An 11,716-nucleotide genomic window follows, 5' to 3' on the forward strand; every position below is an offset into this window, starting at 1 on the left:
GTGCGGACCGGGTCGGCGGGAAACGCGAGCAGCCACCCGACGGCGCCGGCATCGTGGACGCCGGCATCGTGGCAACGGCACGAAGCGCTCCAGCAACCGCATTACGAGGACGCGGCCGAACTGGCCGAGGCCACCGCGCACCTGGCGACCTTGCCGCCGCTGGTGACCTCGTGGGAGGTGCTGGCGCTGAAGCAGGCGCTGGCCGAGGCGCAGGACGGGCGTCGATTCCTGCTTCAAGGCGGCGATTGCGCCGAGAGCTTTGCCGACTGCAGCAGCCCGATCATTTCGAACCGGTTGAAGGTGCTGCTGCAGATGAGCCTGGTGCTCGTGCATGGCCTGAAGAAGCCGGTACTGCGGGTCGGGCGTTTTGCCGGTCAATATGCGAAGCCGCGCTCGGCGGACATGGAAACGCGTGACGGCGTGAGCCTGCCCAGCTTCCGGGGCGACCTGGTCAACAGCCCGGCGTTCACCAGCGCCGCACGCCGGCCTGATCCGCAACGTCTGATCCAGGCGCACGCGCATTCCGCGTTGACGATGAACTTCGTGCGTGCGCTGATCGACGGCGGATTCGCCGACCTGCGCCATCCCGAGTATTGGGACCTGGCCTGGGTGGAGCACTCGCCCTGGGCGGCCGAGTATCGGCAGATGGTGGCGGCCATCGGCGACTCCCTGCAGTTCATGGAAACGCTGGCCGGGCCGATCGCCGGTTTCTCCAAGGTGGATTTCTTCACTTCGCATGAGGCGCTGCTGCTGCACTACGAGCAGGCGTTGACGCGGGAAGTGCCGCGCAACCCGGGCTGGTTCAACCTCTCCACCCATTTTCCCTGGATCGGCATGCGCACGGCCGCGCTGGATGGCGCGCATGTGGAGTATTTCCGCGGCATCCGCAATCCGGTGGCGGTGAAAGTGGGCCCGACCGTGACGCCGGACCAGTTGCTGCCGCTGATCGACGTGCTCAATCCCGACGACGAGCCGGGCAGGCTCACGCTGATCCATCGCATGGGCAACACGAAGATTGCCCAGGCGCTGCCGCCCCTGCTGCAGGCGGTCAAGCGCGAAGGCCGGCGCGTGCTGTGGGTGGCCGACCCCATGCATGGCAATACCGAAAGCACCTCCAACGGCTACAAGACGCGGCGCTTTGCCAACATCAGCGGCGAGCTCGACCAGGCCTTCGACATCCACGCGGCGGCGGGTACGCGCCTGGGCGGCGTGCATCTGGAGCTGACCGGGGAGGACGTTACCGAATGCACCGGCGGCGCGCGTGGCCTGGTCGACGCCGATCTGGATCGCGCCTACAAGTCGATGGTGGATCCGCGCCTGAATTACGAGCAGTCGCTGGAAATGGCCATGCTGATCGTGCGCAAGTCGAACGGGCGAGTTCCTGCACACGGCTGAAACGTTGTGGCGTGCCCCCGGGGATGGGATGGCGGCAGGACTGCGGCACGACGTCGCGGTTGGCCCCGGGTTTGCCCTCGACGTCCCGATCGGACGTGGCGGCGGTTCTATAATCGGCGGATGAACTGGTTTGTCGAGCCGCGTTCCGCAGTTTCCCGTCGGGCTTCGCGCGCCGTGATCGCGTTGCTTGTCGCCTGCGTGCCCTGTGCCGCCGTATGGGCGGCCGACCCCGCGCCTGCCACGGTCGCGCAGGCGGCGGTCCCCGATACGCTCCAGCAACGCATCAAGGCCTGCACCACCTGCCATGGCGTGCACGGCGAGGGCTCGCCGGGCAGTGGCGTGTTTCCGCGGCTGGCCGGCAAGCCGGCGGCGTATCTGGCGCAGCAGCTTGCCTATTTCCAGGACGGGCTGCGCAAGTACGCGCCGATGGAATACACCGTGCGCCAGCTGAGCCCGGCGTACATGGAAGAGATCGCCGCCTATTTTTCCGCACAGGAAGCGCCTTACCACGCTTCGCCGGTGCCTTCGGTTTCCGCGGCGGTCATGGAGCGCGGCAAGCAACTGGTGGAACGCGGCGATTCGACCCGCGGCATCCCCTCGTGCGTCAGCTGTCACGGTGAGCGGCTGACCGGCGTTGAACCGGCGATACCGGGCCTGGCCGGGCTTTCCTACGATTACGTCAGCGCGCAGATCGGCTCCTGGCGCACGCATACGCGCGCGGCGAAATCGCCCGATTGCATGGCGATCGTGGCCACCCGGTTGCGTGATTCGGACATCACGGCGGTGGCCGCTTGGCTGGGCGGCCTGCCGCCGCCGACCGACATGCATGCGCAGCCGGCCGATCCGCAGAAGCACACACTGCCGGGCTGGTGCGTGGCCGCGGCGGGAGCCACGCCATGAAGCGCTGGCTTGCCGGTTTGCTGGTGGTCGTAGTGGTGGCCGCGGCCTTGGTGGCATGGCTGTTCTTCCGCTCGCCCAGGGAACGCCCGCCGCAATCCGCCGCGACACGGGTGAGCGCCGCCACGCTGCGTGATCCCGCGCTGATCGCGCGTGGCCAATACCTTGCCACGGTCGGCGATTGCGCGGCTTGTCATACCCGCAAGGGCGGCGTCCGCTATGCGGGCGGCCGCTCGCTGGCCACGCCGTTCGGCAACGTGCCGGCACCCAACATCACGCCCGATCCGGACACTGGCCTGGGTCGCTGGAGTTTCGAGGATTTCTGGCGCGCATTGCACCTGGGCAAGGGACGCCACGGCGAGCTGCTGTATCCGGTGTTTTCCTACACCTCGTTTACCAAGGTCACGCCGGACGACGCGCTGGCGATCTTCGCCTACCTGCAGTCGCTGGCGCCGGTGCGACAGACGTCCGAGGCGCCGTCGTTGCGCTTCCCGTACAGCGTGCGCCGCAGCCTTGCGGCGTGGCGCGCGCTGTATTTCAAGCCCGGTGTCTATCAAGCCGACCCCGCGCAATCGGCGCAATGGAACCGCGGCGCCTATCTGGTGCAGGGCCTGGGGCATTGCAACGAATGCCATGCCACGCGCGACGCCCTCGGCGGGCTTTCGCCCGACCACACGCTGACCGGCGGCCAGATACCCGAGCAGAACTGGTACGCCCCCGACCTGAGCGCCAGGCCGGGCGGCGGGCTGGAAGGGTGGAGCACGCGCGACATCGTGGATTTGCTCAAGACCGGCCAGTCGGCCAAGGGCGCCGCGTTTGGCCCCATGGCGGACGTGGTGCGCAAGAGCACCCAGCACATGACCGATACGGATCTGGAGGCGATTGCCACCTACCTGCAATCCCTGCCGGCGCGCCCGGCGGCGGAGGCGGCGGTGTCGCACGTATCGTTCGATCGGAAGAAGGGCGCGGAGCTGTATGCCGATCGATGCGCGGACTGCCATGGGGTGGACGGTCGCGGCGTGGCGGGCATCTATCCGCCGCTGGACGGCAATACCTCGGTCAACGAGCCGACCGGCATCAATGCGATCCGCACCGTGCTGCTGGGCGGTTTTGCGCCGGTCACGGCGGGCAACCCGCGTCCGTATTCGATGCCGCCCTACGCGCAGGAACTCAACGACGAGGAAGTGGCGACGGTGGTCAGCTACATTCGCCAGTCGTGGTCGAACAAGGCGTCGGCAGTGCGCCCCTCGGAAGTGAGCACCTACCGCCACACGCCGATCGATTGACGCGCCGGCGTGGACGCACCGGCTTCACGCGTGGCGCATGGCCTCCACCAGTCGCCCCAGCGCCAGCCAGTGCTCGATCTTCCAGTGCCCGCGCGCCTGGCCTGACGGCGACGGCAGCACGAACAATCGGGTCGCACCAATGCGCCCGGCCTGCAAGCCGTAATCCACCGGATGGCCCAACGCGGCGCGCGCGGCATGCTTGCTGGTGAAGGCCAGCACGCGCGGGGCATAGGCGACGATCTTGGCGTGCAGCGACGGCACCTCGAAGGCATCGGGCGGCAGTTGGTCGTCATTGCCGCTGTGGTGCTTGGCCAGGTCGGTCAGGCCGATGCCGAAGCCGGGCAGGAGCGGAAACTCGCTTGGCGCCAGCCGCCGTGGCGTGAGCTTTGCCTCGTGCAGCGCGCGCCAGAACAGGTTGCCCGGATGCGCGTAGTAGGCGCGTTCGGCGGCCGAGCGCTTGCCGGCGGCGGTGCCGCAGAACACCAGATTCAGGCCTGGTTCCAGCACGTCGGGCAGGATCACGTCGGCGTCGGCCGCCATCACGTGTCCGCGAGCAGGAAATCGGTGAACTGGAAGCGGCCATCGCGCAGCACCGATTCCCCGCGGTTCAACTTCAGCGGTTGGCGAAACAGTGGCCCGGCATAGCTCAGCGTATGGAACTCGCCGCGTTCGCCGCAAGGGTCGACACCGGCCGGGAGCGCATCGAGCAGCGCCGCATCGTAGTCGCGGCCGCAGAAGTCCGCGTGCAGCTGCTGGGTGTCGACGCAGCACAACCGTGCACGATGGCCCTCGCTGACGAAGCGCCGCGCCAACTGCGCGGTGTCCTCGCCCCACAGCGGAAACACCGCGCGCCAGTTTTCGCGGCCGAGCTGGCGCACCCGATAGTCGCGCACGTCCTCAAGGAACAGGTCGCCGAAGGCGCAGTGGCGCAAGCCGGGCCAGCGACATTGCGCTTGCGCCAGCGCCTCGGCATGCGCCTTTTCGTAGGCTTCGTTGCTGCCCGGCCAGTCCAATGCCACCTCCACCAGCGGCAGCCCCAGCGCGGCGGTTTGCGCGGCCAGCACCGCTTGCCGCACGCCATGCATGGCCACCCGCTGATAGGGGCGGTTGACGGTGGTGAGCAGGCCCACGACCTGCCAGCGTGGGTCGGCAAGCAAGCGCTGCAGGGCGAGCAGGCAATCCTTGCCGCCACTCCAGGCCAGCAATATGGGGCGCGCGTTCATCGGCCTACTTTAGCTTGCCCCGTGTCCATCGGCCGGTGACGACGTGGCGTGGACGCCGGCGCTGCCAAGGTGGCCGCATGATTCCCCTGATCGACTTCTGGAACGACCACCCATGGGCGCGATTGGGCGCCACCGTGGTCGCTGCCTTGCTGCTGGGCGCCTTGCTGCATCGCCTGGTCTACCTGGTGCTGCGGCGGCTGACACGCGGCCACGATGTAGCCGCCGACATGCTGCGGCGGGCCAGCGCACCGATGGGCTGGCTGGTGCCGCTGATCACGCTGACCATTGCGCTGCGCGTATCGCCGATGGTTCCGGGCGTGGTACAGCACGTGTTGCTGGCGGCCTTGATCGGCACCGCCACCTGGCTGGGCGTGTCGTGCATCGGTGCGCTGGAGAGCTGGATGGTGCGCGAATTCCCGCTCGACACCGCCGACAACCTGCGCGCCCGCCGGGTGCAGACGCAGGCCCGGGTGCTGGGACGCGCTGGGGCCGTCATCCTGGTGCTGATCGGCGCGGCGCTGACCCTGATGACGATTCCCGGCGTACGCCAGATCGGAACCAGCCTGCTGGCGTCGGCGGGCGTGGCGGGGCTGGCGCTGGGTTTTGCCGCCAAGCCGGTGCTGGGCAATCTGATCGCCGGCCTGCAGATCGCGCTGGCGCAGCCGATCCGGCTGGACGACGTGGTGATCATCGAGGGTGAATGGGGCCGGATCGAGGAAATCACCGGCACCTATGTCGTCGTGCGCATCTGGGACGAGCGGCGGCTGGTGGTGCCGCTGAACTACTTCATCGAGAACCCGTTCCAGAACTGGACCCGCACCACCTCGCAGCTGATCGGCTCGGTCTTCCTGTGGCTGGATTACCGCATGCCGCTGGAGCCGCTGCGCGCGGAACTGCAGCGGTTGTGCAAGCAGGCGCCGCAGTGGGACGGTCGGGTCTGCGTGCTGCAGGTGACCGACGCCAACGAGCAGGCGATGCAGTTGCGCGTGCTGGTCAGCACCGTCGATTCGGGCACCGGCTGGGACCTGCGTTGTTTCGTGCGCGAGGGGCTGATCGCGTTCGTGCAGGCCAACTATCCGCAGCATCTGCCGCTGCGCCGCACCGAGTTCCACCAGGCTGAAACGGCCGTGGCATCCGCGGATCGTTCCCGTCGGCTGCTGGAGCAACCGGCCGACGGGCCGGCGCCGGGTTCGCCCTGAGAGCGGTATCGATGCGCAGTCATCCCACCTCGCATGCCCGGCCATCGTGGCGCATGGCCGGCATGGCTCGATAGCGTCACAAGCGCCCGTGCGATGGATCGACAGCCGCCGCGGCCACCCGCTATAAAGAACCCTTGTCCCTGGGGGTGTGCGGTGAGTGAAGAAATCCTGATCAACGTGACCCCGCGGGAAACACGGGTCGGCGTGGTCGAAAACGGCATGTTGCAGGAAGTGCATGTCGAGCGCGCATCGAGGCGCGGCTACGTGGGCAATATCTACAAGGGCCGCGTGCAGCGGGTCATGCCAGGCATGCAGGCGGTGTTCGTGGAGATCGGGCTGGAGCGCGCGGCGTTCCTGCATGCCTCGGACATCGTCAGGCCGCAGGCGGCGGGCGCCGATGGCGCGGAATCGAACGGCAACGGCCACGTGCCGTCGATCAGCGAACTGGTGCACGAAGGCCAGGAAATCGTGGTGCAGGTGGTCAAGGACCCGATCAGCACCAAGGGCGCAAGGCTGTCGGCGCACCTGTCCATTCCGTCGCGCTACCTGGTGCTGCTGCCGTATTCGCGCACGCTGGGCATTTCCGCGCGCATCGAGGACGAGGCGGAGCGCCAGCGCCTGAAGGACGTGCTCAGCCCGATGATCGGCGAGGACACTCCCGGCGGCAATCGGCCGGGCTACATCGTGCGCACCAATGCCGAGGGGCAGAGCGCCGAGTCGCTGGCATTCGACGTGGCGTACCTGGGCAAGGTGTGGCGCGTGGTGCAGGAGAACATTGCCAAGGCCAAGGCGGGCGAGCGCGTCTACGAGGAGCTCTCCCTGCCGCTGCGCAGCCTGCGCGACATGCTCAACAGCGACATCGAGAAAGTGCGGGTGGATTCGCAGGCCACCTACGACAACGTGGTGAAGTTCGTGCACAAGTTCATGCCCAGCCTGGACGACCGCATCGAGCACTACGACGGCGAGCGGCCGATCTTCGACCTGTACGGCGCCGAAGACGAAATGCAGCGCGCGCTGCGCAAGGAAGTGCCGCTGAAATCCGGCGGCTACCTGATCGTCGACCAGACCGAGGCGATGACCACCATCGACGTCAACACTGGCGCCTACCTCGGCAACCGCAACCTGGAGGAGACCGTCTACCGCACCAACCTGGAGGCGGCCCAGGCGGCTTCGCGGCAACTGCGCCTGCGCAATCTGGGCGGCATCATCATCATCGACTTCATCGACATGGTGGACGAGGAGCACAAGCGCCAGGTGCTGCGCATGCTCAACAAGGGCCTGGCGCGCGACCACGCCAAGACCACCGTGTACCCGATTTCCGCGCTGGGGCTGGTGGAGATGACGCGCAAGCGCACCACCGAAAGCCTGGCGCGCCAGCTGTGCGAGCCCTGCGCCACCTGCAACGGCCGTGGCGTGCTGAAAACCGCAGAGACCATCACCTACGAAATCTTTCGCGAGATCACCCGCGCGGTACGCCAGTTCGATGCCGAGAAGCTGCTGGTGATGGCCAATCCGGCGGTGGTCAACCGGATTCTGGAGGAAGAGTCCGGCGCGGTGGCGGAATTGGAAGAGTTCATCTCCAAGAGCATACGATTTCAGGCTGAAGAGCATTATTCGCAGGAACAGTTTGATGTCGTTTTGCTGTAAACCCGCCGGGACCCGTTGCGCGTGAACATGGCGTGGCGACGCCGCTGGCAGCCGGCCGCCAGGGGCCTGGGCTGGGCGGCGGGCATTTTGCTGATTGCCCTTGCCATCATGGTGGCGCTGGCGCAACTGTTGCTGCCGCTGGTGGCCGATCATCCGGCCTGGGTCGCCGCACAACTCTCGCAGCGCCTGCAGCGCCCCGTCAGCATCGCGGCGATGGAAGGCCACCGCACCCGCTCCGGCCCGTCGCTCGTCCTGCATGACGTGACCATCGACGTGCCGGCTGGCGAAAGCGGCAGTCCGCTGCACATTCCCGCCGCCACGTTGAAGCTGGATTTCGGCGGCTGGCTCTGGCCCTCTCGGCATCTGTTCAACCTGCATGTCAGCGGTTTGCAACTCGACCTGCTGCATGGCCGCGATGGTCGCTGGCATCTCGATGGCATCGGCAGCGGCACCACGGCGCAGCGGCAACCGGTATCGCTGCGGGGTGTTTCGCTCGATCTGTGGCTGAACGATGTGCGCGTCGAGGTCACCGACGAAGCGCTCGACCGGCATTACACGCTCACTGCCCGCCAGCTTCGGCTGAGCCGTCGCGGCGGATACTTGCAAGTCGGCGGCGTGCTGCGCCGGACCGGTGCCGCGGGCTCACTGAGCGTGGCCGGGCGTTTCCGCGATGACGGCAGTGCGGGCAGGCTTTGGCTCGGCGCTGATCAGGTCGACATTCCGGCCGTGCTGCAAGGTGTCGATCTGGACGGCTATACGGCCCATCGCGGCCATGGCCGATTGGGGTTGTGGGTGGACTGGCGTGGCGGCCACATCGTCGGCGCCACGGCCCGCGTCGATCTCAACGACGTGCGGATCACCGCGCCGGGCCATGGCAGCGCCAACGTACCGGTCTTGCATGGCGTGGCCGGCCTGCGCCAGAGCACGGACGGTTACGAACTGCGCTGGGCAGGCGACCAGGGCGGTGCGCTGTTGCTGGCGCTGCACCAGCCGGCGGAGGGGCCAAGGCGGTTGGCAGTCGCCGCCCGCGACCTGCAACTGGCGCCCTTGCTGCCCTGGCTTGCGCTGAAGTCCGGGCTGCCCGACGGGGTGGCGCAGTGGCTGGGCGATGGGCGCCCCCATGGCGAACTGAGCCGGCTGGCGCTGCACTGGAGCGAGGCGGCGGGATTGCAGTCGATCGAGCTGGCGTTCAAGGACGTGGGCATCGATGCCGCCGGCGCCTTGCCCGGGGTGAGCGGGCTGCACGGAACCTTGCGCGGCGATCGCGAGGCCTTGTCGCTGGAGCTGCCGGTGCAGGCGACCACGCTGACGTTCCCGCATCTTTTTCGCCAGCCGCTGGCCTTGTCGACATTCGGCGGCACGCTGGCGTTCTGGCCGGACGGCGGCGAATGGCATATCGGGGCCGACGCGCTCGACGTCGAAGGCGAGGGTTTTGCCGGGCAGGTGCGCGGCCAGGTGCGGTTGCCGGCTCAGGGCGGCAAGCCGTTCGTCGACCTGTACGCCGCGGTGGATCATGCGGACGTCACCGCGACGCGGCTTTTCCTCCCACCCTCGACCGCGCCACACGGAACCGTCGAGTGGCTGGACACGGCGCTGGCCGCCGGTACGCTCGACAGCGCGCAGGTGCTGCTGCATGGGAACTTGGCCGACTGGCCGTTTCGCCACAACGAAGGGCGGTTCGAGGCGCATGCCAACATCAGCGGCCTCACGCTCGATTACGGCCACGGCGAATGGCCGCAGGCCGAAGGCGTGAACGTGGTTGCCAGCTTCGTCAACAACGGCTTGCTGGCCGAGGCCAGCAGCGGCCAGTCGCTGGGCGTCAAGGTCGACAAGGCCGTCGCGGTGATACCCGACTACGGGCAGGGCCTGCTCGACCTCAACGTCAGCGGCCACGGCGCGGCCCGCGACCTGCTCACGTTCGCGCGGCAAAGCCCGGTGGCGCGCCACCAGGCCGATGTCCTGGCCAAGATGAAACTCGGTGGCAGCGGTGCGTTCGACTTCCACCTAGTGTTGCCGCTGCATGACACCGCGTCGCTGAGCCTCGACGGCAATGCCCGGCTCAGCGCCGCCGATCTCGACGCGCCGGAGTGGAACCTGACGCTGGGCAAGCTTGCCGGACCGCTGCGTTTCGATGCGCATGGTCTGCAGGCCGGGCCCTTGAGCGGCACCTTCCATGGCCAGCCATCCACGCTCGGGCTGGCGGTGGGCGCGGCCACCGGTGATCCATCGACGATGCTTTCGGCCAGCATGCGTGGGCGCTACTCGATGGCCGAACTGGTCAGCGATTACCCGTCGCTGGATTGGCTGGGCAAGCTTTCCGCGGGCCGGAGCGATTTCACCGTGGGTTTCTCCATCGCCGATACCGAAGGCGCCGCGCCGGCCGCGCAGACCTTGCGCGTCGATTCCGATCTGGGCGGCATCGCGCTCGATCTGCCTGCGCCGCTGGGAAAGCCTGCCGATGGCAGCTTGCCCCTGCAGGTGGCGATGACGCTGCCGGTCGACGGTGGCGACGTGCAGGTGTCGTTGGGGCAGGTGATGCGCGGGCATTTGCGCCTGCCGCAGGACGTGCCGAACCCGGGCAATCCGGATGCACGCAAACCGCTGGCCGGTGCGCTGGCCTTCGGCAGCGACATGCCCACCAGCTTGCCGTCCAGCGACCTGCGCATCCTCGGCCATGCCGATGCCCTGGACGTGACGGGCTGGGTGCAGCGCGCCGCGGCCGGCGCCGGCGGCGATGGTCCGGGTCTGGAAAGCGTCGACGTCAGCACCGGGCACGCCCAATGGTTTGGCCAGCCGCTGGGCGCGATGCAGATCCGCGCCAAGGTGCAGCCCGATGCGTTGAGCGTGGACGTGGCCGGCGCGGCCATGGCGGGCAATTTCAGCATTCCGCGGCAGGAGCTTGCCAAGCGCGGCATCACGGCGCGGTTGCAGCACCTGTACTGGCCCAAGGACACGAGCGAACCGCAAAAGTCGCCGGCGGCGCCGGCCGCCCCCACCGCGGCCGCCGCGCCGCCGGCCGAACCCGTCCCGGCCGTCGCCAAGGAGGACAACCCCGCCGATACCGGCATCGCGCCCGCCTCGGTGCCGCCGCTGCATCTGTGGGTGAGCGACCTGCGATTGGGCGCGGCGCGGTTGGGCGAGGCGCGGCTCGAGAGCTGGCCGACCGACCAGGGCATGCACATCGACCAGCTGCGTGCGCTGTCCAGCCGTGTGCAGATCACCGGCAGCGGCGACTGGAACGGCACCGCCAGCGACAGCCGTACGCACATGCGCATCGAGTTTGCGGCGGAGAACCTGGGCAGCATGCTGACCGCACTGGGCTATACCGGCCTGTTCGAAGGCGGCAAGACGCACGACGAGCTGGACGCCAGCTGGCCCGGCTCGCCCTCGGCGCTGGCGTTGGCCAATATGCAGGGCACGTTGAAAGTGAACGTCAGCGACGGGCGCATTCCCGAGGTGCCGCCGGGCATGGGCCGGCTGTTCGGCCTGGTCTCGATGGCCGAACTGCCGCGCCGGCTGACCCTGGATTTCGGCGACGTGTTCGGCAAGGGGCTCGCGTTTGACGCGATCACCGGCGACTTCACCCTGGCCGATGGCAATGCCACGACCGACAACCTGGTGATCCAGGGCCCCGCGGCCCGAATCAGCATTTCCGGCCGCACCGGCCTGCGCAACCGCGATTACGACCAGCAGGTCACCGTGGTGCCGCACGTGGGCAACAGCCTGCCGATCGTGGGCGCGGTGGTGGCCGGGCCGATTGGGGCGGCGGCCGGCATCGCGATGCAGGGTCTGCTCGGCAAGGGCCTCAACCGCGCCGCCGGCGCGCGGTACCACGTGGGTGGCAGCTGGGACAAACCGGTGATGACCCTGATCGAGAAACACGATGTGCCCGCGCCCGCAGCGACCGCGCCGGTGCTGACCCCGCCGTATCGCGACGCCGGCGCGCCGGCAGCGGCCGGTACCGCGGTGCTGCCGGCGCCGGCGAGCTCCGCCGCGCATTGAGCCGGCGAGGCTGGCATGGCGGCGATCCGGGCCGGTTCCCTTTAAACCGCCGGTCGCGGCCCTCATC

Annotated in this window: 8 protein-coding genes; 6 read left to right on the forward strand and 2 right to left on the reverse strand. The window is 68.4% G+C overall.

The window, feature by feature from the left end:
- The 3 genes from ABD017_RS01080 to ABD017_RS01090 all read left to right on the forward strand — a co-directional run bounded on the left by ABD017_RS01080 (nucleotide 1) and on the right by ABD017_RS01090 (nucleotide 3,578).
- Nucleotides 1-1,395: a class II 3-deoxy-7-phosphoheptulonate synthase gene (locus ABD017_RS01080; protein ID WP_343879320.1), complete on the forward strand. Its 1,395-nt coding sequence runs from the start codon at nucleotides 1-3 to the stop codon at nucleotides 1,393-1,395.
- A 120-nt stretch (nucleotides 1,396-1,515) separates the two neighbouring features.
- Nucleotides 1,516-2,295 (forward strand): c-type cytochrome, encoded by a 780-nt coding sequence (locus ABD017_RS01085; RefSeq protein WP_343879322.1) that lies wholly within the window; start codon nucleotides 1,516-1,518, stop codon nucleotides 2,293-2,295.
- Nucleotides 2,292-3,578, forward strand: a complete 1,287-nt coding sequence (locus ABD017_RS01090; protein WP_343879324.1) for a cytochrome c — start codon at nucleotides 2,292-2,294, stop codon at nucleotides 3,576-3,578. The genes ABD017_RS01085 and ABD017_RS01090 overlap by 4 nt, the downstream gene beginning before the upstream one ends.
- A 24-nt stretch (nucleotides 3,579-3,602) precedes the next feature.
- Here the strand turns inward: ABD017_RS01090 and ABD017_RS01095 are convergent, their stop codons facing one another.
- Together ABD017_RS01095 and ABD017_RS01100 are read right to left on the reverse strand one after the other, a co-directional pair.
- On the reverse strand, nucleotides 3,603-4,118 hold the full coding sequence (locus ABD017_RS01095; RefSeq protein WP_343879326.1) for a mismatch-specific DNA-glycosylase: 516 nt from the start codon (nucleotides 4,116-4,118) through the stop codon (nucleotides 3,603-3,605).
- Entirely contained in the window at nucleotides 4,118-4,801 is a 684-nt protein-coding gene (locus ABD017_RS01100; RefSeq protein WP_343879328.1) for a Dph6-related ATP pyrophosphatase, read from the reverse strand. Before ABD017_RS01100 ends, ABD017_RS01095 begins: the two co-directional genes overlap by 1 nt.
- Before the next feature lie 77 nt (nucleotides 4,802-4,878).
- Here ABD017_RS01100 and ABD017_RS01105 point away from each other — a divergent pair, with 77 nt between their 5' ends.
- The 3 genes from ABD017_RS01105 (at nucleotide 4,879) to ABD017_RS01115 (ending at nucleotide 11,649) form a co-directional block, all read left to right on the forward strand.
- Nucleotides 4,879-6,000 (forward strand): mechanosensitive ion channel family protein, encoded by a 1,122-nt coding sequence (locus ABD017_RS01105; protein ID WP_343879330.1) that lies wholly within the window; start codon nucleotides 4,879-4,881, stop codon nucleotides 5,998-6,000.
- A 153-nt stretch (nucleotides 6,001-6,153) separates the two neighbouring features.
- Complete coding sequence (gene rng, locus ABD017_RS01110) at nucleotides 6,154-7,647, forward strand: ribonuclease G (RefSeq protein ID WP_343879331.1); 1,494 nt, start codon at nucleotides 6,154-6,156, stop codon at nucleotides 7,645-7,647.
- A 27-nt stretch (nucleotides 7,648-7,674) separates the two neighbouring features.
- Nucleotides 7,675-11,649, forward strand: a complete 3,975-nt coding sequence (locus ABD017_RS01115; RefSeq protein ID WP_343879332.1) for a YhdP family protein — start codon at nucleotides 7,675-7,677, stop codon at nucleotides 11,647-11,649.
- Nucleotides 11,650-11,716: the final 67 nt, after the last annotated feature.

It is taken from the genome of Rhodanobacter caeni (assembly GCF_039523575.1).
GTDB lineage: Bacteria > Pseudomonadota > Gammaproteobacteria > Xanthomonadales > Rhodanobacteraceae > Rhodanobacter > Rhodanobacter caeni.